Genomic DNA, 21,134 nt, shown 5'->3' with positions numbered 1-21,134 from the left:
TATGGCGATCCTTGCCGGCTTGGCCAGTGATTTGCGGCCGCGAGCCAGGACATCGGCCAAGGTGCCTGCCATGACGCATCTGTCATGGGACGAATTCGGCGCCCGCGTGTTAGAACGGCGCGGTTCGCGCGAGCCGGGACGCGCGGCCAGGTTGAGGCCTTGGTGGGTAAGGCCTTGATGAATTTGGGCCTTGGTGGATCCAGGCCTTGGGGAGAATAGAATGACCAGTTTCCGTCGTCTCGCTCTGGCCGCGCTGATCCCGGCGGCCATGTCGATTGGCCTGTCCGGAGCTCCGGCACAGACACCCGGCCCGGCACCGGCCGCGTCGGCAAGCCCCTCGCCTGCGCCGTCGGCCGCACCCGCCCCAGCCGCAAGCGCTTCGCCAGCTCCGGCGGCAGGCCCGTCGCCGGCGGCCAGCGCTTCACCGTCCCCCGCCCCGACGGCCCCAGCCCCGGCGGCCGCCGCGACGCCCGCCCCGGTACAGACCGCCGATCCCTTCGGCCTCGAGACCACGCTCGAGCCCAGGAAGGTCGTGATGGTCAAGGGCACTGCCAATTGGGACTCGGCCTTCGACACGCTGATCGACGCCTTCAAGGCCCTCAATACGCTGCTGGACAAGCAGGGCATCAAGCCGGCCGGCAATGCGATGATCGTCTACACTTCGACCGACGACACCGGCTTCACCTTCCTTGCCGAGATCCCGGTCGACCAGGATCCGAAGAACTTGTCCAAGGACATGAGCATCGGCAAATCGCCGGAGGGCAAAGCCCTGAAATTCGTCCATCGCGGCTCCTACGACAACATGGACAACACCTATGAGGCGATCACCAATCACCTCGACGACAAGAAGCTGGAAGCCAAGGACACCTTCATCGAGGAGTACCTCACCGATCCCCTGAAGACGGCCGAGGACAAGCTCGTGATCAATGTTTTCGTGCCGCTGAAGTGAGACCCATGAAAAAGCCTGCCCTGCTCGCCGCCGTTTTCGCCACCGCACTGCTGACGGCGCCCGCGCGCGCCGATGATTTTCCGTCCGCCATTTCGGTGAGCGGCGAAGCCACGATTTCCGCAGCCCCCGATCTCGCGCAGATCGATGCCGGCGTCGCCAACGATGCCAAGACGGCGAAGGAAGCTGCTGACGCCAACAACGCCGCGATGGGCAAGGTGCTGCTGGCGCTGAAGGGCGCAGGGATCGCCGAGAAGGACTACCAGACATCGCGCTTGTCGCTGCAGCCGCAATACGGCCAGAACAAATCCACCGGCGCCTCGCCCGTGGTCGGCTTCCGCGCGAGCAACCGCGTCACCGTGAAGATTCGCGACGTGACCAAGGTCGCCGGCGTCATCGACACGCTGGTCAGCGCCGGTGCCAACGATATCGGCAATATCTCGTTCGAGGTGACGCAGGCGTCAAAGCTGCTCGACGGTGCACGCGAGCAGGCGATCGCCGATGCACGACGCAAGGCAGAGGTCTATGCCAAGGCCGCCGGCGTCACGCTGGGCGCGCCGCTCAGCGTGACCGAGGGCGGCGGCCCGGTGCCGCTGTTCAAGGGCCGCATGGCAGCGCCAATGGCCGCAGCACCGCAGGCCGCTGTGGCACCCGGCGAGGAGACGCTGTCGGTGACGGTGAATGTGAGCTGGGCGATCAAGCCCGGGCAGTAGGTCTCGTGTCCCGGACGCGCTGCGCCACGCAGTGACGCTGCGCAGAGCCGGGACCCAAGCAGCAATACGATACAATGCAGCGACATGGGCCCCGGCTCAGCAACGCATCACTGACGTGCTGCGCTGCGTCCAGGGCACGAGCAGTGCGTGTGGAGAGCTAAATCTCCACCACCTGCCCAGGCTTCATCGCCACGAACCGCTCCTGCGGAATCTTCGCGGCATCGAGCGCTTCGACCAAGGCTTTCGCCGGCGCGTCGATCGCTTCATCCGTCAGTTGGAACGTGCCGTGATGGTGCCCGAGCGCTTGCTCGGCACCGCAGTCGAGCAACGCCTTCACCGCATCTTCCGGGTTCATGTGCTGGTCGCGCATGAACCAGCGCGGCTCGTAGGCGCCGATCGGAAGGATCGCGAGGCGCAGTGGCCCGTGCTTGTCGGCGACGCGGCGGAAGTGCCGGCCGTCACCATAGCCGGAATCGCAAACGACGTAGACCCGGCCGGCCGGCGTCTCCAGCACGAAGCTCGCCCACAGCGCCTTGTTGCGATCGAACATGCCGCGCGCCGTCCAGTGCCGGGTCGGCACCAGATGCACGGCGATGCCGCCGCCGAGCTCGACGCGGTCGTGCCAGTCGAAGGCCTCTACCTTGATCGTGGAATCCCGGCTGCGCATCGTGACGTCGTTGCCGAGCGGGGTGACGACGCGCGGGGCGAAATTCTTGGTGAGCCGCGACAGCGTCGCGATATCAAGATGATCGTAATGCCCGTGCGAGACCAGCACGACATCGATCTTCGGCAGCTTCTCGAAGGCAATGCCGGGATCGTTGTGTCGCTTCGGCCCGGCCCAGGCGACCGGGGAGACCCGCATCGACCAGACCGGATCGACCAGGATGTTGAGGCCGCCGGCCTGGATCAGCCAGCTGGCGTGGCCGACGAAGGAGAGCCGCACTTTGTCGCCGTCGATGCGCTCCGGTGGGATGTCGGCATGCGGGCTCGGCGCCCACTCCGGCCATTTCGCGCGCTGCCGTCCGCCGCCGAATTGCCAGCGCAGCACCTCGCGAAGCGATTTCGGCGGCGCCCCGTCCGGATCGAAGAAGTGCAGGCCGTTGAAATGGTCGGAGGCGGGGCCGTCATAGGGTTTCATGCGGAAGATCCAGCGCGAGGACGCCGACCAGGGCACCGGCACCGGCGAGCGGCCCCAAAAGTCGGGTGACCGGCAGGCTCGTGGGGATAGTCGGGCGGTAAGACATCACCGGCTATATGGGCGGGGCTGGCAGAAAAGGAACCCATGGCCAAAAAGGTCACATTTTCAGTACCTTGTCTTATCAAGGGCGCCCCGGCACCCTAACTTTCCTTGACTTTTGGGCGGGAGCGGCGTTTAACCCCGCCACTTTCTCGGAAAGGCTTTCTTTTCGACCCGCCGACTGGCCCTGGAGGCCAGAGGTTAACGCCCGACAGCGCTGTGCGCCCTCGGGCGCAAAGGTGTTTGGAAGATCGCTTGCCCAAGGAAGTGGTCATCCCCCGCCTTGTGCGCGATAGCGCACTGGGGCGGGGGATCCAGTATTCCAGAGGCGTCTCGGCTAGAGCCGAGAAGCCGCGGCGTACTGGATGCCCCGCCTTCGCGGGGCATGACAGCGGTGAACGCGGCAACCCTGCGCGAGCAGGACAAAGGACAACGGCATTGTTCGACAATCTGTCGGAACGGCTTGGCGGCATTCTCGATCGTCTGACAGGGCGCGGCGCGCTGACCGAAAAGGACGTCGACGCCGCGATGCGCGAGGTGCGCCGCGCGCTGCTGGAGGCCGACGTCGCACTCGAGGTGGTCCGCAGCTTCACCGAGCGCGTCCGCGAGCAGGCGATCGGCGCCACCGTCGTCAAGTCGGTCACCCCCGGCCAGATGGTGGTCAAGATCGTCCATGACGAGCTGATCAACACGCTCGGCGCCGAAGGCCAGACCATCGACGTCAATTCCGTGCCGCCGGTGCCGATCATGATGGTCGGCCTGCAAGGCTCCGGCAAGACCACCACCACCGCAAAGCTCGCCCGCCGCCTGGTCCAGCGCGACAAGCGCAAGGTGCTGATGGCCTCGCTCGACGTCTATCGCCCGGCGGCGATGGAGCAGCTCGCCGTGCTCGGCCGCGACCTCGACATTCCGACCCTGCCGATCGTTGCAGGCCAGCAGCCGCCGCAGATCGCCAAGCGTGCGCTGGAGGCCGGCAAGCTCGGCGGCTACGACGTCGTGCTGCTCGACACTGCGGGCCGCACCACGCTCGACGAAGAGATGATGGCGGAGGCGGCTGCGATCAAAGCCGCGGCCAATCCGCATGAAGTGCTGCTCGTCGCCGACTCTCTCACCGGCCAGGACGCCGTGAATCTCGCGCGCTCGTTCGACCAGCGCGTCGGCCTCACCGGCATCGTGCTGACCCGCGTCGACGGCGACGGCCGCGGCGGCGCCGCGCTGTCGATGCGCGCGGTCACCGGCAAGCCGATCAAGCTGCTCGGCACCGGCGAAAAGACCGACGCGCTGGAGGATTTCCATCCCGATCGTATCGCCGGCCGCATCCTCGGCATGGGCGACGTGGTGTCGCTGGTCGAGCGCGCTGCCGCCAACATCGACGCCGAAAAGGCCGCGCGGACCGCCGAGCGCATGCGCAAGGGCCAGTTCGACCTCAACGACATGCGCGAGCAGCTGCTGCAGATGGCGAACATGGGCGGCATCAGCGGCCTGATGGGCATGATGCCCGGCATCTCCAAGATGAAGAACCAGATCGCGGCCGCCGGCATCGACGACAAGATCCTGAAGCGCCAGGTCGCGGTGATCGATTCCATGACGCGCGACGAGCGCCGTCATCCGGACCTGCTGAAGGCCAGCCGCAAGAAGCGCATCGCCGCCGGCAGCGGCCAGAGCGTCGAGCAAGTGAACAAGCTGCTCAAGATGCACCGGAACATGGCCGACATGATGAAGGCCATGGGCTCGGGCAAGCGCGGCCCGCTCGCCGGCATCGCCCAGGCCATGGGCTTTGGCGGCGGCATGAAGATGCCCTCGCCCGAAGAGATGAAGGCGCTGCAGGAGAAGATGCAGAGCGGCGGAGGACAGGGCCTGCCGAACCTGCCGAAGGATCTGCCGGCTGGGCTTCGCCAAGGCCTGCCCAACCTTCCCGGACTGACCGGGCTGAGCGGCAAGCCGACGCTGCCGGGCCTCGGCGGTTTTCCCGGCAAGAAGAAATGAGGAATTCGTCGCGGGGGACCGCACCGGTCCCGCGCAACGCGAAAGTATCAATCAACCGAACAAACTGTACTTTGAAGGAGAACTGAATGTCCGTCGTTATCCGCCTCGCCCGCGCAGGCACCAAGAAGCGTCCCGTCTATCACGTCGTCGTCGCCGACTCGCGCTTTCCGCGCGATGGCCGCTTCATCGAGCGTCTCGGTCATTTCAACCCGCTGCTGCCGAAGGACAACGAGACCCGCCTCAAGCTCGACATGGAGAAGGTGAAGGCCTGGCTCGCCAAGGGCGCGCAGCCGTCCGACCGCGTGGCGCGTTTCCTCGACGCTGCCGGCGTCAAGAAGCGCGAAGCGCGCAACAACCCGGAGAAGGCCGTGCCGCGCAAGGAGCGCAAGGCGCAGGCCGAAGCCGCGGCCAAGAGCTAAGGCCAGATCATGTCGGCGCTGGTCTGCGTCGCGCGGATCGGCGCCGCGCATGGTGTGCGCGGTGCGGTCAAGCTGTGGACCTTCACCGAAGATCCCTTCGCCGTCAGGCGGTACGGTCCGCTGCTGTCCAAGGACGGCAAGCGCCAGTTCGAGGTTGCGACGGCGCGCGAGGCCAAGGATCATCTGGTCGCGACGTTCAAGGGCGTCACGACCCGCGATGAGGCCGAGCGCCTCAACGGCATCGAGCTCTACGTTCCGCGCGACAAGCTGCCCGCGACCGACGCGGACGAATATTACCACACCGACCTGATCGGTCTCGCCGCCGTCACCACGGACGGCGCGCCGCTCGGCCGCGTCGTCGCGATCCAGAATTTCGGCGCCGGCGACATCATCGAGATCGCGCCGCCCAAGGGCCCGACGCTGCTGCTGCCGTTTTCCAATGCGGTGGTGCCGGAAGTCGATCTCGCCGGCGGGCGCGTGGTGATCGCACTGCCGCAGGAAATCGAGGGCGAGGAGAGCGACGACGAGGCTCTCTCGCCAGGTCGTCCCCGCGAAAGCGGGGATCCATAACCACAGGCTGTGGTTTTTGGTTAAGCTGACTGCAATGACCAACCCCTCACCCTGGCGCACGACCGTGCTGACGCTGTTTCCGGAGATGTTTCCGGGGCCGCTCGGCGTGAGCCTGGCCGGCCGGGCGCTGGCCTCCGGGCTCTGGCAGCTCGAGGCGCGCGACATCCGCGCCTCCGCCACCGACCGCCACCGCAGCGTCGACGACACCCCGGCCGGCGGCGGCCCGGGCATGGTGCTGCGCGCGGACGTTCTGGCTGCCGCAATCGACGCGGCCGCGAGCGGCCCTGAGCGACCCCGCCTGCTCATGAGCCCGCGGGGTCGGCCACTGACTCAGGCCCGTGTCGTCGAACTCGCCAAGGGCCCCGGCCCCCTGATCGTCTGCGGGCGATTCGAGGGGGTGGACCAGCGGGTGATCGACGGACGGGGCCTCGAGGAGATCTCGATCGGCGACTACGTCCTGTCCGGGGGTGAGATCGCGGCCCTGGCCCTGATCGACGCCTGTGTCCGGCTCCTGCCGGGGGTGATGGGCAAGGAGGCCTCGGGAACCGAAGAAAGCTTTTCGGACGGGCTGCTCGAATACCCCCAATACACCCGCCCGCAGCTGTTCGAGGGGGTCCCGATCCCGGAAATCCTGACCTCGGGCGACCATGCCAAGGTTGCAGGCTGGCGGCGGGCGCAATCGGAGGCCCTGACGGCGGCCCGGCGGCCGGATTTGTGGGCGCAAGTGCCGACCCCCGTCCCGAATCGGGCCGGGCGCCAAAAAACGCCAAAAAGCAAGACAGACGGGTGACAAACGCTCCGGCTTGCCTTATAGCAGCGGCCACATCCGCAATGGCTGGATAGACGAATTTCGCGCAGCCCCCGTTTGAAAGGCTGGGCGCGCCGATGGAGATTTACCCATGAACCTGATCAAGCAGCTCGAGCAAGAGCAATTCGACAAGCTGTCCGCCGGCAAGGACATTCCGGAATTCGGCCCCGGCGACACCGTGATCGTCAACGTGAAGGTCGTCGAAGGCGACCGCACCCGCGTGCAGGCCTATGAAGGCGTCTGCATCGGCCGTTCCGGCGGTGGCCTCAACGAGAGCTTCACCGTTCGCAAGATCTCCTATGGCGAGGGCGTCGAGCGCGTGTTCCCGGTGATGTCGCCGATGATCGACTCGATCAAGGTGGTGCGCCGCGGCAAGGTGCGTCGCGCCAAGCTCTATTACCTCCGCAATCTCCGCGGCAAGTCGGCCCGCATCGTCGAGAAGCAAGACCGCCAGGCCGCCGTCGGCGAGTAAGCTTCGCCCCACCAGGCAAGTTTCCAAAGCGCGGGGCTCGGCTCCGCGCTTTTTTGTTTTGGCCGGTGTGGCGCGCACGGTGGCGGTCCCTCGCCCTGAGGAGCGCGGAACGCGCGTCTCGAAGGGCGAGGCCACCGGCCGGGCCTGCATCCTTCGAGACGTGCGCAAGGGCGCGCTCCTCAGGATGAGGGTCATACACGGTGCGCGTGCCATGCATTTGAAACCTCTCGCGCTTCCAATTCGGCCTGCTATATATTCTTGGAATGTTTCCAGATCCGACCAGCTTCGTAAGCCCCCAGCGCATCGTCATCGACGATCGCTCGCGGCTGCCTGGCCGGTTCTTCGGACGCTTCGCGACCTCGGCAACGTCAGAGCTTACGCGCGCAGCCCAAAAGCTGCGCTGACGATTTGTTGCCCGCGCGCCATCCGCGCTCATCGCCGACACACATTCTCCGGAGCTTAAGCTCATGTCCAAGCCGACCACATTGTACGACAAGATCTGGAACGACCATCTGGTGCACGAAGCCGAGGACGGCACCTGCCTGCTCTACATCGACCGCCACCTGGTGCACGAGGTGACCTCGCCGCAGGCGTTCGAAGGCCTGCGCGCAACGGGACGAAAGGTGCACGCGCCCGAGAAGACGCTCGCCGTCGTCGACCACAACGTGCCGACCACCGACCGCACCAAGCCGAATCCCGATCCTGAGAGCATCGAGCAGATCAAGGCGCTGGCCGAGAACGCCAAGGAATTCGGCGTCGAATATTACAACGAGTTCGACAGGCGCCAGGGCATCGTCCACGTCATCGGCCCCGAGCAGGGCTTCACCCTGCCCGGCACCACCATCGTCTGCGGTGACAGCCACACCTCGACGCATGGCGCGTTCGGCGCGCTCGCGCACGGCATCGGCACGAGCGAGGTCGAGCACGTGCTGGCGACGCAGACGCTGATCCAGAAGAAGGCGAAGAACATGCGCGTCACCGTCGACGGCAAATTGCCTGACGGCGTGACCGGCAAGGATATTATTTTGGCCATCATCGGCGAGATCGGCACCGCGGGCGGCACCGGCTACGTGCTGGAATATGCCGGCGAGGCGATCCGTGCGCTCTCGATGGAAGGCCGCATGACGGTCTGCAACATGTCGATCGAAGGCGGCGCGCGCGCCGGCCTGGTGGCGCCCGACCAGAAGGCGTTCGACTTCCTGCGCGGCCGCCCGAAGGCGCCGAAGGGCGCGGACTGGGATGCGGCGATGCGTTATTGGGAGACACTGCGCTCCGACGACGGCGCGCATTTCGACCACGAGCTGCGCCTCGATGCGGCGAAGCTGCCGCCGATCGTGACCTGGGGCACCTCGCCTGAAGACGTCATCTCCGTGACCGGCATCGTGCCCGATCCCGACAAGATCGCGGACGAGGCCAAGCGCATCTCCAAGCATCGCGCGCTCAAGTACATGGGCCTGACCGCGGGCACCAAGATCACCGACATCAAGCTCGACCGCGTCTTCATCGGCTCCTGCACCAACGGCCGCATCGAGGACCTGCGCGCGGCAGCCAAGATTGCCGAAGGCAAGACTGTGTCAGCGAACGTCAACGCCATGGTCGTGCCGGGCTCCGGCATCGTGAAGGAGCAGGCGGAAGCCGAGGGTCTGGACAAGATCTTCATCAAGGCCGGCTTCGAATGGCGCGAGCCGGGCTGCTCGATGTGCCTCGCCATGAATCCGGACAAGCTGAAGCCGGAAGAGCGCTGCGCCTCGACGTCGAACCGCAACTTCGAGGGCCGCCAGGGCTTCAAGGGCCGCACGCATCTGGTCTCGCCGGCGATGGCGGCCGCGGCGGCGATCGCCGGTCACTTCGTCGATGTCAGGGACTGGCGGTAAGCCGGTTCCTGCAATTGTAGCGATCGCAGCAAACCGCCGTTAAGCGGCGGCGCCACATTCTCGTCCTCGCGACGGTTTCGCGAGGACGCAGCACATGGCCAACAAGCCCGAATATGTCGACCTGATCGGCGAGGCCACGCGCCAGCACCGCCGGCGCACGGCGCCCCTGCGCATCGTCGCCAAGCCCGAGGTCGAGGAGACCTCCAGGCTCAGCCGCTGGCCGCCGGCGATGTTCAAGCAGTGGAAGCTGGACAATCTGATGCGGTGGAAGTCTGCATCGTGGAAGCTGAAGGATTGGCTGTAACCAGGTTCTCCGTCATGCCCGGGCTTGTCCCGGGCATCCACGTACTTGCCGCGCGCACCTCAGAACGTGGATGGCCGGGACAAGCCCGGCCATGACGCTTCCTGATCGGTTCGCTTGCTCTAGCTCACGTCACCAATAGCGGTACGGATACTGCCAGCGCGGCCAGTGGCAGACGCGGCGCGGGCCGTAATAGGTCCAGATGATCCGGCAGCGGCGCGGATAGTTGTAGTAGGGATAATATCCGCCAACATAATAGCGCCGGTGGAAGTGACGATAGCCGTAGTGCGGGCGATGATGACCCCAGTGACGGTGATAGCCGCCATATCCGCCGTGCCGAAAGCCGCCATGCCGAAAGCCGCCGACATGACGGTGATGAAAGGCCGGTCCGGCGCGGAAGCCGCCGACATGGCCGCCGCGGAAACCGCCACCATGGAAACCGCCGATATGTCGCCCGCCGCCATGGAAGCCGCCTCCGCGGAAACCTCCGCCGTGAAAGCCATGCCCACCATGCCCGCCGCCGTGGCGAACCTGCGTGACGAGATCGTCGGCCGCGGCCTTCGTTGCCGGTGACGTCGCCGGATTGATCAAGGTGAGCGCTTCAGCGCGACGCGCGGTGCCGGCCGACAGCATCAGCGTCGCGGCGGCCGCAAGTCCGAGCAAGCGCATCGGGCTCGTCCCGAGGCCGAACATTCTCAGCATGGAATCCTCCCTGAATCTGGACAGCAGAGCTGCGGCGCGACGTCTTGGCCGCGCCATTGCTGTTCAATAACGGTCGCACCCTCGGGTAAACTGAGGAGAGCGAGGTGAACGCGCCATGAATGAACGACGCTGGGTCCCGCGATGCGACGCAGTGCCGCGACGGGAGGAGTTTTGCGGATGACTGTCTACGCCATTGCACAATTGAAGATGACGGACCGCGCGGCCTATGACCGCTATCAGGCGCGGTTCTTCGACGTGTTCAGGAAGTACAACGGACGGCTGCTCGCCGCCGACGAACATCCGCGCGTGCTCGAAGGCGCATGGCCGCATGACAAGCTTGTCATGATGTCGTTTCCCAACGAGGCCGCGTTCCTCGCCTTCTCGAACTCGCCCGAGTACGAGGACATCTCACGTGATCGCAAAGCCGGCGCGCAAGCCACCGTGCTGCTGGTCAGGGGATTTGCGCCCGGCTAGAGCGGCGCCTCACCAGAAGGGCCCGTAGCTGAACACGAAAGGTGCGGGCACGCCGTAAGGATAAGGACGGTAGTAGACGGGCCGCGCGTAATAGCGTGGATCAGGGCGCGCAGCAGGCCGCACGATGTCACGGGTTCGCGCGTGTCGTCGTGCATCGAAAACCGCGATCCCCGCCGAGGCCTCCGGTATCGTCACCCTTTGCGCAGCGGAAGCCGCGCGAGGCAGGCCGGCGGCAAGCGCGACGGCAACGGCCAGTGCGATCCATCTCGCCATCACGACCCTCACGAGGCCACCGCGCTGTCCGCTGGCGCGCGCATTGAACCGATCAGCCCCGGCGCCAATAGCAGCTCACGCGCGGCACGATCACGGTGCCGCTTGGCCGGTACTCCTGCACATAGGTGGCGTTGCACACGCGGAGTGCGTCGGGACCCGGATTGTAGCGGGGATAGACACCATCCGGGCTGTAATAGGGGGTGACGCGCAAGCGCGCCGGGGGCCGCTTGCGCGGCGGGGGAACTTCGTCAGGCGGAGCCGCCTGGGCGAGGCGAATCCCGGGGCTGGCGGTCTGGGCTTCCGCGCCGACGCAAAACTGCGAAAACAACCCCATGCACAGTAGAGTCAGCGCTGTTTTCGCTCGCATTTTTCCGCCCACCTGAAACGTCCCATCGACGGCCCCACGCTCCCCGTTTTGACGGCGCCCGTCAACCTCGCCGCACTTATAAAGCCAGATGCATCGCCGCGGAACCCGCGACAGAGCCCGTTCCGATGGAATCGGAACAGGCTCCGGATTCTATTTGACGCGTCCTCTTCACGCGAAACCGGTATCCACTTCGCTCGAAAACGCTTTAGAAGAAGCCCATGTGGACGGAATTGAAAGCGCCCTCGCTGGCCGAGATGGAAGCGATGGCTCACGAGGTGTTCGAGCGCCTGCCGGCGGAATTTCGCAAGCTCTGCGAAGGCGTGATTGTCCGCGTCGACGACTTCCCGACCGAGGAGGTCCTGGACGAGATGGGGTGCGAGAGCGAGTTCGACCTGCTCGGCCTGTTCCAGGGCGTCGGCCTGCCCCAGCAGAGTTTTGGCGACGTGGCGCGGCTGCCGAACATGGTCTGGCTCTACCGCCGGCCGATCCTGGATTACTGGGCCGAGCACGACGAAAGCCTCGGCCATATCGTCCGCCACGTCCTGATCCACGAGATCGGCCACCATTTCGGCCTCTCCGACGACGATATGGCCGCGATCGAGGCACGGGCGGAGTGAAGGGTGGTTGCCGCACTGAAGGTGCGCTCCCTCCCCCGCTCTCGTCCGCCGAAGCCTTGGCGAAGGCGGATGCGGGGGAGGGTTGGGGAGAGGGTGTCTCCGCAACGGGACAATCCCCTAGAGGAAAGAGCCCTCACCCGCGCCTTCGGCGCGACCTCTCCCGCAAGCGGGAGAGGTAAGGGCAGCCCTGCCCATTTCGGCCTAGGATTCCCGCCCCGATCGCGATAAATACCCGTTCCTCCAGACCCACCCGGGAAAGCGCAACCATGGACAAGTTCACCACGCTGGAAGGCGTCGCGGCGCCGCTGAAGATCATCAATGTCGACACCGACATGATCATTCCGAAGCAGTACCTGAAGACCATCAAGCGCACCGGCCTTGGCAAGGGGCTCTTCTCCGAGCAGCGCTACAAGGACGACGGCAGCGAGAACCCGGACTTCGTTCTCAACCAGCCCGCCTATCGCAATGCGAAGGTGCTGGTGGCCGGCGACAATTTCGGCTGCGGCTCGAGCCGCGAGCACGCGCCCTGGGCGCTGCTCGATTTCGGCATCCGCTGCGTGATCTCGACCTCGTTCGGCGACATCTTCTACAACAACTGCTTCAAGAACGGCATTCTGCCGATCCGCGTCTCGCAGGAAGACCTCGACAAGCTGTTCGACGATGCCGAGCGCGGCGCCAACGCGACGCTGACGATCGACCTGCCGAACCAGGAGATCCGCGGCCCCGACGGCGGCAAGGTCAAGTTCGAGATCGATCCGTTCCGCAAGCACTGCCTGATCAACGGCCTCGACGACATCGGTCTCACCATGGAGAAAAAGGCCTCGATCGACAGCTACGAGGAGAAGCTCAAGCGCGAACGCGCCTGGGCCTGATCTCGTATTTTTTGAGCATGATCTTTCCGGAAAACCGCTGCACACTTTTCCGGATCATGCTCTGATTCTCGTTCGAGCCCCGGTGCGCCAATCGCGCCGGGGCTTTTTCTTTGCTCCGGATATCCCGTATAGCTTTTCCTCATGCTGCCCGAGATCGTCACCTTCTGGCATGGCCCGATGGATGCGCTGCGCCGGACCTGTCTGCGCTCGCAGCTCGCTGCCGGCCACAAGATCACGGTCTACAGCTTCGACACCATTCCCGGCCTGCCCGCAGGAATCGCGAATGCGGATGCCGAGGCGATCCTGCCGCACGCGTTCTCCGAACGGCTGCGGCCGCCGCAGCCGGACGGCAGCTGGCGCGACTGGACCACGCTGCAGTTCAGCGACTTCTTCCGCATGAAGCTGATGGCGAAGGGCCTCGGCCTCTGGCTCGATGCCGACGTGCTGCTCTTGAAGCCCATCGAGATCGATCCGGCAAAACCGTACTTCGCCTGGGAGCGGCCGCGCCAGCTCGGCAACTCCGTGATCTATCTTCCGCCCGGGCACGGCATCGTGCGCGCGTTCGAGGAGCTAATGGAGCAGGATGAGCTGACGCCGGACTGGCTGTCGCTGCGCCACCGCGTCACCTTCATGATGCGCCGCCTGCGCGGCGGCTCGAACCGCCTTTCGGATATTCGCGTCGCGATCTACGGCCCTGCCGCGCTGACCGCGCTCGCGCGCCGCACCGGTGAGTTGCACAACGCACTTCCGAAGCAGTCGTTCTATGCCGTCCATGCCGAGCCGAAACGTTTCTTCGACCCTTCGAGCTATCTCGGTCTCGTCACCAGCCCCGAGATCATTGGCCTGCACATCTCGCCCAAGGGTCGCGGCGGCGAAAAGCCGATTCCGGGCAGCCTGTATGCCTGGGCGGCGGAGCGGTTTAGGTAGCTCTCCGCTACCTTGAACGATCGCATAGCAGCATAAGTGGTCGTCATGCCCGGGCTTGTCCCGGGCATCCACGTTCTTTGCACTGCGCAGCAAGGCGTGGATGGCCGGGTCAAGCCCGGCCATGACGATGTGGAGGGACTTACGCTCTTTCGACGACCACATCGTGCCCATCCCAAACGCGCTGCAGCGCGTCCGGGACACGAGACGCTGAATCCTGTTTGATCCAGCGCAACGCGCTCCTGCACCATTGTGCTTAATTCGCTCCAATTCCGACGTCCGAATGGAGCGTTCCATGAGCACCGCAAGCAAGCCTTATCCCATCGTTCAGGACCTCATCGAGTCCTTTGCGAGCTGGCTGAAGCATCGCCGCGAGATGAACGAGATGCGGCAGCTCGATCGCGCCGATTTCGACCGGATCGCGAATGATCTCAGGATCGCGCCCGACGATCTCGAAGAGCTGGTCCGTCACGGCCGGCACGCCGCCGACGAACTTCCGAAGATGCTGGAGCAGCTCGGCATCAGCGCGGAACGGCTCGGGCAGGCGCAGCCCCTGCTGCTGCGCGACATGGAGCGGACCTGCTCGCTCTGCGGTCACAAGGGACAGTGCGACCGCGATCTCGCCGAGGGCACCGCCGCGGAGAACTATCACGGCTATTGCGCCAACGCCTCGACGCTGGAGTCGCTCGATCGCGCCGACCTCGCGCCGCGCTGAGTCGCGGGGGCTGGACCGACGAATGAGATTTTCGGCGAGAACGGGCCATCGGCCTGACGCACACCCTTGCGGGCGCAAACCTCGCACCGGACGTTGTCACGGACTATGCTGGATAGGTATGCTGTCGCGTATACTGGCTCGAACGATACCGCATGACCAATTCCGCGAAGACCGGGACGAGGAAGCGACGGTGGCCTTTCGTGCTGGCCTTTGTTGTGCTCGTCTATCTAGCCCTCGCATATGTTCTGGTGCCCACCCTGTGGATTCACCACGAACACGAAGCGGGGCTCGCTTCGTTGCCGATGCTCACCAGGACATCGGACGATATCCCTGGTGACCCTCTGAACGTTGGACTTGTTGGCGAGGGCGGAGATGTCGTCCGCGCCATGAACGCGGCGGGATGGTCTGCGGCCGACGCCGTGACGCTGCGATCAAGCATCGAGATCGTCGGGAGTGTGGTACTGGATCGACCGTATCGCGACGCGCCGGTCAGCCCGCTCTACTATCTGGGAAAGAAGGAGCAATACGCGTTCGAGAAGCCTGCAGGGAAAAGTGCAGACCGGCGGAATCACGTTCGGTTCTGGAAGGCCCTCGAAAAGGGTGATGACGGTCGACCAGTCTGGCTCGGTTCGGCAACTTTCGACCGAGGCGTCGGGCTGAGCCACGATACGGGACAGGTCACCCATCACATCGCGGCCAACATCGATGCCGAGCGGGATCTCCTGATGGCCGACCTGCGAGCGGCCCGCGTCGTCAGCAGTTTCTTTCAGATCTCCGGCATAGGCCCCACTCTGTTCGGCCGAAACGGTGGCGGCGACCCCTACTATACGGATGGCGAGATCCACGTCGCCGTCCTGGTGCCGGGAGGGGCGAGCGGACCTGCCGATCCGCAGACCATTCCACCGCCCTCATTCATCGCTCTCAAGGATGCCATATGGCACGGCATCGCTCGCCAAGCCGAAACGGCGCCCTAGCCCTTGCTCATTCCTGCAGGCACTTCGGTAAAGCTCCGGCTTAATTCTACCAAGGCCGGCGTCACTTGCCGGCCACGAAATAAAAATCCTGCCGTCCGGAGATCGAGCCGTAGCTGAACGGTTTTTGCCTGCGGCCGGTCGCTTCCATGACATCGTCGCGAACGAAATCGAACAGCCTGCGGACTTCGAGGCCCGGCGTCGGAAGATTCTTGACGAAGGCGGTCGCGAACGGACTGTTGATCCCGTCACCGTCGAGCGCGGTCTCGCCGTCCTTGGCGGCATAGACCACCAGCGTTCCAGCCTCCGGCTCGACCGGGGCGAGGCCTCGCGATACGGAACGTGACGCCACCGTCATCGTGCGTTTCATCTGGACGGCAAACGGGTTGTCGCGGCACGCATCAAGAATGACGAGGCGCAGCTTCCTGGCGCGCTCCGCCGCATTGAGAACCTGATCGACCGGCACGGCTTCGAATCCGATCTCGCGATCCGCCGCGATCCTCGCATCGGTCGGGATGAGATAATTGACGCCGCCGACCTCCATGCCGTGTCCGGCATAATACACGACCGCCCAATCCGCCGTTTCCGCACGTGCAGCGAACTCGCGCAAGGCATTCACCAACGCATCCTTGCGAAGATCGGTCAGCAGAGTGACCGCTTCGAACCCGGTGAGCCTCAGCACATCGGCGACGAGGCTCGCATCGCGGACGGGGTTCGGCAGTGCGGCGACGTTTTCATAAGCCGAATTGCCGATGACGAGGGCGATACGGCGATCACTGCTCGGTACCCCGGACGCCACGACGGCCGCGGCAGCGCTGGGCTTCTCGACCAATATTGTTGCTGGTCGCGGCGAAGGCAACGCGGCAAGCCGCTCCCGTGCCTTGTCCTGTGCCCACTTGGTGGCGCTGTGACTCAGTCCGAGCGTCGCATTGAAGTCGGCCCTCGCCTTGGCGACATCGCCGCGCTTCTCATAGGCCAATCCGCGATTGACATAGGCGTTCGCATAGGTGGGGTCCACGCGTATCGTTTCAGCGTAGTCAGCGATGGCCCGTTCGGTGTCGCCTTTGTTGCCATAGGCGTTGCCGCGATTGAAATACGCGTTCGCATTCGCCGGCTGCAGGCGGACCGCTTCGGTATAATCGGCAATGGCGCGATCGGTGTTGCCCTTGTTGCTGTAGGCGTTGCCTCGGTTGTAGTACGCATTGGCATAGGCCGGATCGAGCCGGATCGTCGCCGTGTAGTCAGCGATGGCCCGGTCCGTGTCGCCCTTGCTACTGTAACCGTTGCCCCGGTTGTAATACGCATTCGCATGCGCCGGATCGAGCCGGATCGTCGCCGTGTAGTCGGCGATGGCGCGGTCCGTATCGCCCCTGGCGGCGTAAGCATTCCCTCGGTTGTAGTACGCATTCGCGTCCTTGGGATCTCGCCGTATGGCCTCCGATGCGGTGGCAATGGCTACGCTAGACTCGGCTTTGACGCGGTCGTTGGCAATCACCGGGCCAGCGAAGACAAGAAGTGCAAAGCAATAGAATAATTTGCGAAGCATGAGGACGCCCACTCGCCATATCGGGACTGGAGGCAGAATTTTAAGCGACGCAAATCTATCGAAGCAATCGGCCGGGCCGTGTGATCCAAATCACAGCGATCTACCGGCGTCGCACGCTAAAATACACCGGTCCGGGCGCAAGCCTCGCGTCTGGCGAATCCCTTCACGAGCTTTTTGCAGGTGCGGTAACGCTCTTCCATGCTCGCTCCAGCAACACCAGCCGAAGCGCGCGGCTTAATTGCGGTTTCATTTTTTTCTGCGTGAGGTCGTGAGGTTTTCTCGCGCTTGGCTACAGGCTCGACATCTTCCGAATCCGGCACAAGCCGCCAGACCGCCCGAAGCTCTATACTCACCTTCTCGGAGGGAGAGTCCTGTTTGAAGGAAGAGAGGGCAAGAACGTTCTTCCCCATCCTGACCGTAACTGGCGTCCCGGTAACCGAGAATTTGTTGTCCGTGATGTACTCTGCGAACGATCGATAGCCGGCCTCGTCTTTGGCCCAAGATGCCTTCGTCGGCGGACCCCAGAGATAGTACCCTCTGACCAATCCCGTTGCAGAAACCTCGGTAACGATCAGCATGGCATGGCGTCCCTTGCCATTCGCCCACCCGCTCTTGTTGGACCATACACCAACGAGCTTGGAACCAGGTTTGGATGAGACATCCTGGGTGGACGAGATCTTGAAGCTTGGCAGCTTGAGGTGTTGAGCGGCCGCGATGGCAGCAACCTTCTGGCTATCCTCGGGTGCAAACAAATTTCGGACGACGGCCTTCTCCTCAAGTCCTTGACGCTCGCTCGCATTGGACGAGGAAGAAGCAGCTGGCGACGATGCTGCGGCCACTTCGGCAGCCTTGATATCCTCGATCCGCTTTCGAGCTTCCGCAGCACGGCCGCTGCGAGGATATCTGGCTAGAAACTCCTCATACAGGCCCGCCACGGTCGAAGTTTGAATCGCGAGCCAAAACTTCTCGTCTTCCGCAGGAGCTGCAGGGGCAGGGGTCGATGCGGCTGGCGGCTGGGCGCTTGTGACCGGCGCTTTCAGGTAAATCTCCTCCTTCGACAGGGAGCCGTACACGAAAGGCTGCTGTTCACGTCGGGTCGCTGACATCACGTCGTCGCGGACCCGACGAAACAGAAATGATATCTCGAGGCCCGGCGTTTCGATGTGGCGAAGAAGCGACGCCGTAAAAGGACTGTTCCGGCCATCGCCGTCGCTTGCCGTGGTTCCGTCTCGCGCGGCGTACGCGATCAGAACGTTGTCGGATGGTTCGGTTGGCGCGAGTCCGCGGGCGACGGCTCGGGTGCTGATTGAACGCTTCATCTTCGCTGCAAATGGATTATTGCGGCACGCATCGAGTATGATCAAACCCAACTTCCGCGCCTTCGAAACCTGAAGGCTCACCGAGCGCAGGCTGATGGCCTCGCTTTCGATGTCGGCATCGCTTCGTAGCTCTGCGTTGATTGGAATCAGCCAATTCTCGCCGCCGACCTCCATGCCGTGTCCGGCGTAGAACACAACAGCGAGATCGGCCCCTTCGGCAGACCGGCCGAACTCGATGACAGCCTTCCTCATCTCTTGCGCGGTCGCGTTCTTGACCTGTGTGACTTTGAAGTCGAGTCGTTCAAGCGCGCGACCGACGTCGGTCGCATCGCGCATTGGGTTCGGCAACTCGGGCACTTTCTCATAGGCGCCGTTGCCTACAACAAGCGCAACCCGGACCTGCTGTGCAAGCGCCGGCGGCGAGACGGACCAAAGCAATGGGATGAAAAGGATCGCTGCAAATATGCGCATAGATAATTATCCGACGAATATCGTTCATCAGGGTACCACCCCCTTGCACTACCGCAACGAGAAAAGCAGAGAATCGTAAACTATGCGGCTTTGGCGCCTGGCACGTTGGCGGCTGGCTCGTCCTGTAGATTGCGTCAACGCCCCGCGGTTTGCGCCGGAGCTATCCATTCAGCATCAACAGAACCGTGCGCGCGAGATCGGAGGGCCGCCGCACAAGTTGATCCGCGCGCGCACTCTCCAGTTCCTCCCGACTGCCATAGCCCCAGAGCACGCCGACGCCGCGCATCTTGACGGCGCGAGCTCCGACGATGTCGTGACGGCGATCGCCGATCATGAGGCTGTGCGATGGAGAGATATCCTGATCGAGCAAGACGTGTGCGAGCAGCTGTGGCTTATGATCCCGCTCGCCACCAGGCACCGAACCATAGATTCCATCGAAGTACGCCGCGAGGTCAAGATTCTCCAGAATTCGCCGCGCGAAAACCTCCCGCTTTGAGGTGGCGAGATAGATCCGCATTCCGGCGCGTCTCATCTCGTCAAGCGCAATACTGATTCCGGGATACGGTTCGCTTCCGAGCAGACCGGTTGCGCCGTAGTGCTCGCGATACGCGACGACGGCTTCATCGATCCGGTCGTCGCCGTACGCCGCCAGCAATGCCTGCAAGATGTCTTCGAGCGGCGGCCCGATCACTATGTCGTTTGCCTTGCCGGGATCGTGTCCGAGCACGCGCAATGCGGCTGAGCAGCTCGCGATGATGCCCGGGCGGGAATCGACCAGCGTTCCGTCGAGATCGAGGAGAACGGAACGAACCGGGTTCACACCTCAGCCCTTCCCCATCGCCGCGATCGCGTCTGCGATCTCGATCGTGCGGCGAGCCATGTCGGCGTGCAGGCGTTCCACCATGGCGCCGTCCAGCCGGATCGCGCCGCGCGAGGCGTTCTCGGGCAGCTCGAACGCGGCGATGATCTTTCGGGCACGCGCGACTTCCTCTTCGGGCGGCGTGAAGATCGCGTTGCAGGCGTCGATCTGCGAGGGGTGGATCAGCGTCTTGCCGTCGAAGCCGAGATCGCGGGCTTGCGCGCATTCGGTGGCGAAACCGTCGGAATTGGCGATGTCGCTGTAGGGGCCGTCGAGAATCTCGAGGCCATGGGCGCGCGTCGCCAGGATGCAGTGGGTGATCATCGGGATCATCGCGGCGCGGCCCGGCAGCATCCTGATGCGGGTTTCGCGCGAGATATCGTTCGGGCCGAACACGAAGCCGGAGAGGCGCCGCGACGGATCGCGCCCGGCGGCGGCCAGTTCCTCGGCGTGCAGCACCGCGCGCGCGGTCTCGATCATGGCCCAGACCTTCACGCTCGGCGCGGCGCCGAGCTCGGCGAGGCGGCGGGCGATGGCGTCGAGATCTTCGATGCTTGAAACTTTTGGAACCAGGATGCCGTCGGGCGATGCCTTGGCGGCCATCGCGACGTCATCGGCCCACCACGGCGTGTCGAGGCCGTTGGTCCGGATCAAAATCTCGCGCTTGCCAAAACCCTTGGCCGCGATCGCGGCGGCGATCCCGTCACGCGCCGCCGCCTTGGCCTCGGGAGCGACCGAGTCTTCCAGATCGAGGATCAGGCCGTCGGCGGCGAGATTGCGCGCCTTTTCCAGCGCGCGGGGGTTGGAGCCGGGCATGAACAGATGGCTGCGGCGCGGGCGGGTCATGCAAGCGTTCCTTCCTCGTCTGTCGTCTGACATCAGCCGATAGCACTTGGCCTGCCCATTCGAAAGGCTTGTTCACCCCAGCGGTCTATGATTAGGCATAGGTATGATGACATTCCCGAAGCATTTGCTGGAAGGCTACAAGGCCTTCGCCACCCAGCGGCTGCCAACCGAGCAGACCCGCTATCGCGAGCTGTCGGTGAAGGGGCAGTCGCCGGAAGTGATGGTGATCGGCTGCTGCGACAGCCGCGTCTCGCCGGAGGTGATCTTCGACGTCGGCCCCGGCGAATTGTTCGTCGTCCGCAACATCGCCAACCTCGTGCCGGTGTATCAGCCCGACGGCACCGCCCACGGCGTCTCGGCGGCGCTGGAATATGCCGTGACGGTGCTGAAGGTGAAACACATCGTGGTGCTCGGCCACGCGCAATGCGGCGGCATCCGCGCCTTCGTCGACAAGATCGAGCCGCTCACGCCCGGCGACTTCATCGGCAAATGGATGCAGATGTTCATCAAGCCGGGCGAAGTGGTCGAGCAGCGCGAGCACGAGAGCATGGCGCAGTTCGTCGAGCGCATCGAGAAGGCCGCCGTGTTCCGCAGCCTGGAAAACCTGATGACCTTCCCATTCGTGCGCAAGGCGGTGGAGAGCGGCCAGATGCAGACGCACGGCGCCTATTTCGGCGTCTCGGAGGGCTCGCTGTTCGTGCTGGACAAGGCGACGAAGGAATTCAAGAACGCGCGCAGCGCGGCGTAGGCCACCGCTCTCGCAGGGTGGGCAAAGCCACCGGGTCGCGCGAATGCGCGCCCGATGACGGGCTCCGCGTGCCCACCACCTGTTGCAATCGGAAAGAATGGTGG

Annotated in this window: 24 protein-coding genes; 16 read left to right on the top strand and 8 right to left on the bottom strand. The window is 64.3% G+C overall.

Features of this window, described 5'->3' with window-relative positions; translation table 11 throughout:
• Window positions 1-220 precede the first annotated feature (220 nt).
• Both XH96_RS01785 and XH96_RS01780 read left to right on the top strand, forming a co-directional pair.
• Window positions 221-949 (top strand): GyrI-like domain-containing protein, encoded by a 729-nt coding sequence (locus tag XH96_RS01785; RefSeq protein WP_194390797.1) that lies wholly within the window; start codon window positions 221-223, stop codon window positions 947-949.
• A 5-nt stretch (window positions 950-954) separates the two neighbouring features.
• Window positions 955-1,659, top strand: coding sequence for an SIMPL domain-containing protein (locus tag XH96_RS01780; RefSeq protein ID WP_194390796.1), 705 nt, complete (start codon window positions 955-957; stop codon window positions 1,657-1,659).
• Window positions 1,660-1,816: 157 nt separating this feature from the next.
• Here XH96_RS01780 and XH96_RS01775 read toward each other — a convergent pair whose 3' ends face one another.
• Window positions 1,817-2,797 (bottom strand): MBL fold metallo-hydrolase, encoded by a 981-nt coding sequence (locus tag XH96_RS01775; protein ID WP_194390795.1) that lies wholly within the window; start codon window positions 2,795-2,797, stop codon window positions 1,817-1,819.
• Window positions 2,798-3,334: 537 nt separating this feature from the next.
• Between XH96_RS01775 and ffh the strand changes: the two genes are divergently transcribed.
• From ffh to XH96_RS01740, 7 genes are all read left to right on the top strand, one after another.
• The gene (gene ffh, locus XH96_RS01770; protein WP_194390794.1) at window positions 3,335-4,882 is read left to right on the top strand and encodes a signal recognition particle protein; all 1,548 of its coding nucleotides are present in this window, start codon (window positions 3,335-3,337) and stop codon (window positions 4,880-4,882) included.
• Window positions 4,883-4,968: 86 nt separating this feature from the next.
• Window positions 4,969-5,301, top strand: a complete 333-nt coding sequence (gene rpsP / locus XH96_RS01765) for a 30S ribosomal protein S16 (RefSeq protein ID WP_194390793.1) — start codon at window positions 4,969-4,971, stop codon at window positions 5,299-5,301.
• Window positions 5,302-5,310: 9 nt separating this feature from the next.
• Window positions 5,311-5,871, top strand: coding sequence for a ribosome maturation factor RimM (gene rimM, locus XH96_RS01760; RefSeq protein ID WP_194390792.1), 561 nt, complete (start codon window positions 5,311-5,313; stop codon window positions 5,869-5,871).
• A gap of 34 nt (window positions 5,872-5,905) precedes the next feature.
• Window positions 5,906-6,661, top strand: coding sequence for a tRNA (guanosine(37)-N1)-methyltransferase TrmD (gene trmD, locus XH96_RS01755; RefSeq protein ID WP_194390791.1), 756 nt, complete (start codon window positions 5,906-5,908; stop codon window positions 6,659-6,661).
• Between the two features lie 109 nt (window positions 6,662-6,770).
• Window positions 6,771-7,151 (top strand): 50S ribosomal protein L19, encoded by a 381-nt coding sequence (gene rplS / locus XH96_RS01750; RefSeq protein ID WP_011083318.1) that lies wholly within the window; start codon window positions 6,771-6,773, stop codon window positions 7,149-7,151.
• 467 nt (window positions 7,152-7,618) lie between these two features.
• Window positions 7,619-9,025 carry a 3-isopropylmalate dehydratase large subunit gene (gene leuC / locus XH96_RS01745; RefSeq protein WP_194390790.1) on the top strand — a complete coding sequence of 469 codons (1,407 nt, stop codon included), beginning with the start codon at window positions 7,619-7,621 and terminating at the stop codon, window positions 9,023-9,025.
• Between the two features lie 94 nt (window positions 9,026-9,119).
• The gene (locus tag XH96_RS01740; RefSeq protein WP_194390789.1) at window positions 9,120-9,329 is read left to right on the top strand and encodes a hypothetical protein; all 210 of its coding nucleotides are present in this window, start codon (window positions 9,120-9,122) and stop codon (window positions 9,327-9,329) included.
• 129 nt (window positions 9,330-9,458) lie between these two features.
• On the opposite strand, the gene XH96_RS01735 is transcribed toward XH96_RS01740, so the two are convergent.
• Window positions 9,459-10,028 carry a hypothetical protein gene (locus tag XH96_RS01735; RefSeq protein ID WP_194390788.1) on the bottom strand — a complete coding sequence of 190 codons (570 nt, stop codon included), beginning with the start codon at window positions 10,026-10,028 and terminating at the stop codon, window positions 9,459-9,461.
• A gap of 177 nt (window positions 10,029-10,205) precedes the next feature.
• On the opposite strand from XH96_RS01735, the gene XH96_RS01730 reads away from it, so the two are divergent.
• Window positions 10,206-10,502 (top strand): DUF1330 domain-containing protein, encoded by a 297-nt coding sequence (locus XH96_RS01730; RefSeq protein ID WP_194390787.1) that lies wholly within the window; start codon window positions 10,206-10,208, stop codon window positions 10,500-10,502.
• Between the two features lie 9 nt (window positions 10,503-10,511).
• Here XH96_RS01730 and XH96_RS01725 read toward each other — a convergent pair whose 3' ends face one another.
• On the bottom strand, window positions 10,512-10,775 hold the full coding sequence (locus tag XH96_RS01725) for a hypothetical protein (protein ID WP_194390786.1): 264 nt from the start codon (window positions 10,773-10,775) through the stop codon (window positions 10,512-10,514).
• A gap of 52 nt (window positions 10,776-10,827) precedes the next feature.
• Window positions 10,828-11,109, bottom strand: coding sequence for a hypothetical protein (locus tag XH96_RS01720; RefSeq protein ID WP_194390785.1), 282 nt, complete (start codon window positions 11,107-11,109; stop codon window positions 10,828-10,830).
• Between the two features lie 251 nt (window positions 11,110-11,360).
• On the opposite strand from XH96_RS01720, the gene XH96_RS01715 reads away from it, so the two are divergent.
• The 5 genes from XH96_RS01715 (at window position 11,361) to XH96_RS01695 (ending at window position 15,244) form a co-directional block, all read left to right on the top strand.
• Window positions 11,361-11,759, top strand: a complete 399-nt coding sequence (locus XH96_RS01715; protein WP_061880162.1) for a metallopeptidase family protein — start codon at window positions 11,361-11,363, stop codon at window positions 11,757-11,759.
• 266 nt (window positions 11,760-12,025) lie between these two features.
• A complete protein-coding gene (leuD, locus tag XH96_RS01710) occupies window positions 12,026-12,631 on the top strand; it encodes a 3-isopropylmalate dehydratase small subunit (RefSeq protein ID WP_061880161.1) in 606 nt (201 codons plus the stop codon).
• Between the two features lie 141 nt (window positions 12,632-12,772).
• Entirely contained in the window at window positions 12,773-13,558 is a 786-nt protein-coding gene (locus tag XH96_RS01705; protein ID WP_194390784.1) for a hypothetical protein, read from the top strand.
• 292 nt (window positions 13,559-13,850) lie between these two features.
• On the top strand, window positions 13,851-14,270 hold the full coding sequence (locus XH96_RS01700; RefSeq protein ID WP_028181048.1) for a DUF6455 family protein: 420 nt from the start codon (window positions 13,851-13,853) through the stop codon (window positions 14,268-14,270).
• Window positions 14,271-14,422: 152 nt separating this feature from the next.
• On the top strand, window positions 14,423-15,244 hold the full coding sequence (locus XH96_RS01695; protein WP_194390783.1) for an LssY C-terminal domain-containing protein: 822 nt from the start codon (window positions 14,423-14,425) through the stop codon (window positions 15,242-15,244).
• 61 nt (window positions 15,245-15,305) lie between these two features.
• On the opposite strand, the gene XH96_RS01690 is transcribed toward XH96_RS01695, so the two are convergent.
• From XH96_RS01690 to XH96_RS01675, 4 genes are all read right to left on the bottom strand, one after another.
• A complete protein-coding gene (locus XH96_RS01690) occupies window positions 15,306-16,787 on the bottom strand; it encodes a tetratricopeptide repeat protein (RefSeq protein WP_194390782.1) in 1,482 nt (493 codons plus the stop codon).
• Window positions 16,788-16,903: 116 nt separating this feature from the next.
• Entirely contained in the window at window positions 16,904-18,577 is a 1,674-nt protein-coding gene (locus XH96_RS01685; RefSeq protein WP_194390781.1) for a caspase family protein, read from the bottom strand.
• 160 nt (window positions 18,578-18,737) lie between these two features.
• Window positions 18,738-19,397, bottom strand: coding sequence for an HAD hydrolase-like protein (locus XH96_RS01680; protein WP_194390780.1), 660 nt, complete (start codon window positions 19,395-19,397; stop codon window positions 18,738-18,740).
• Between the two features lie 3 nt (window positions 19,398-19,400).
• Window positions 19,401-20,282, bottom strand: a complete 882-nt coding sequence (locus XH96_RS01675) for a CoA ester lyase (RefSeq protein WP_194390779.1) — start codon at window positions 20,280-20,282, stop codon at window positions 19,401-19,403.
• A gap of 103 nt (window positions 20,283-20,385) precedes the next feature.
• Between XH96_RS01675 and XH96_RS01670 the strand changes: the two genes are divergently transcribed.
• Complete coding sequence (locus XH96_RS01670; protein ID WP_194390778.1) at window positions 20,386-21,030, top strand: carbonic anhydrase; 645 nt, start codon at window positions 20,386-20,388, stop codon at window positions 21,028-21,030.
• Window positions 21,031-21,134: the final 104 nt, after the last annotated feature.

Origin of the sequence: Bradyrhizobium sp. CCBAU 51765 (assembly GCF_015291725.1) — a bacterium.
Lineage (GTDB): Bacteria > Pseudomonadota > Alphaproteobacteria > Rhizobiales > Xanthobacteraceae > Bradyrhizobium > Bradyrhizobium liaoningense.
The sequence above is the reverse complement of the archived record's forward strand: the minus strand, read 5'-3'. Positions and strand labels throughout refer to the sequence as shown.

What these genes read in the sequence shown, in the direction of transcription:
- XH96_RS01785 (WP_194390797.1), top strand. Translation starts at nt 221, where the DNA reads ATGACCAGTTTCCGTCGTCTCGCTCTGGCCGCGCTGATCCCGGCGGCC.
- XH96_RS01780 (WP_194390796.1), top strand. Translation starts at nt 955, where the DNA reads ATGAAAAAGCCTGCCCTGCTCGCCGCCGTTTTCGCCACCGCACTGCTG.
- XH96_RS01775 (WP_194390795.1), bottom strand. Translation starts at nt 2,797, where the DNA reads ATGAAACCCTATGACGGCCCCGCCTCCGACCATTTCAACGGCCTGCAC.
- rpsP (WP_194390793.1), top strand. Translation starts at nt 4,969, where the DNA reads ATGTCCGTCGTTATCCGCCTCGCCCGCGCAGGCACCAAGAAGCGTCCC.
- rimM (WP_194390792.1), top strand. Translation starts at nt 5,311, where the DNA reads ATGTCGGCGCTGGTCTGCGTCGCGCGGATCGGCGCCGCGCATGGTGTG.
- trmD (WP_194390791.1), top strand. Translation starts at nt 5,906, where the DNA reads ATGACCAACCCCTCACCCTGGCGCACGACCGTGCTGACGCTGTTTCCG.
- rplS (WP_011083318.1), top strand. Translation starts at nt 6,771, where the DNA reads ATGAACCTGATCAAGCAGCTCGAGCAAGAGCAATTCGACAAGCTGTCC.
- leuC (WP_194390790.1), top strand. Translation starts at nt 7,619, where the DNA reads ATGTCCAAGCCGACCACATTGTACGACAAGATCTGGAACGACCATCTG.
- XH96_RS01740 (WP_194390789.1), top strand. Translation starts at nt 9,120, where the DNA reads ATGGCCAACAAGCCCGAATATGTCGACCTGATCGGCGAGGCCACGCGC.
- XH96_RS01735 (WP_194390788.1), bottom strand. Translation starts at nt 10,028, where the DNA reads ATGCTGAGAATGTTCGGCCTCGGGACGAGCCCGATGCGCTTGCTCGGA.
- XH96_RS01730 (WP_194390787.1), top strand. Translation starts at nt 10,206, where the DNA reads ATGACTGTCTACGCCATTGCACAATTGAAGATGACGGACCGCGCGGCC.
- XH96_RS01725 (WP_194390786.1), bottom strand. Translation starts at nt 10,775, where the DNA reads ATGGCGAGATGGATCGCACTGGCCGTTGCCGTCGCGCTTGCCGCCGGC.
- XH96_RS01720 (WP_194390785.1), bottom strand. Translation starts at nt 11,109, where the DNA reads ATGGGGTTGTTTTCGCAGTTTTGCGTCGGCGCGGAAGCCCAGACCGCC.
- XH96_RS01715 (WP_061880162.1), top strand. Translation starts at nt 11,361, where the DNA reads ATGTGGACGGAATTGAAAGCGCCCTCGCTGGCCGAGATGGAAGCGATG.
- leuD (WP_061880161.1), top strand. Translation starts at nt 12,026, where the DNA reads ATGGACAAGTTCACCACGCTGGAAGGCGTCGCGGCGCCGCTGAAGATC.
- XH96_RS01705 (WP_194390784.1), top strand. Translation starts at nt 12,773, where the DNA reads ATGCTGCCCGAGATCGTCACCTTCTGGCATGGCCCGATGGATGCGCTG.
- XH96_RS01700 (WP_028181048.1), top strand. Translation starts at nt 13,851, where the DNA reads ATGAGCACCGCAAGCAAGCCTTATCCCATCGTTCAGGACCTCATCGAG.
- XH96_RS01695 (WP_194390783.1), top strand. Translation starts at nt 14,423, where the DNA reads ATGACCAATTCCGCGAAGACCGGGACGAGGAAGCGACGGTGGCCTTTC.
- XH96_RS01690 (WP_194390782.1), bottom strand. Translation starts at nt 16,787, where the DNA reads ATGCTTCGCAAATTATTCTATTGCTTTGCACTTCTTGTCTTCGCTGGC.
- XH96_RS01685 (WP_194390781.1), bottom strand. Translation starts at nt 18,577, where the DNA reads ATGCGCATATTTGCAGCGATCCTTTTCATCCCATTGCTTTGGTCCGTC.
- XH96_RS01675 (WP_194390779.1), bottom strand. Translation starts at nt 20,282, where the DNA reads ATGACCCGCCCGCGCCGCAGCCATCTGTTCATGCCCGGCTCCAACCCC.
- XH96_RS01670 (WP_194390778.1), top strand. Translation starts at nt 20,386, where the DNA reads ATGATGACATTCCCGAAGCATTTGCTGGAAGGCTACAAGGCCTTCGCC.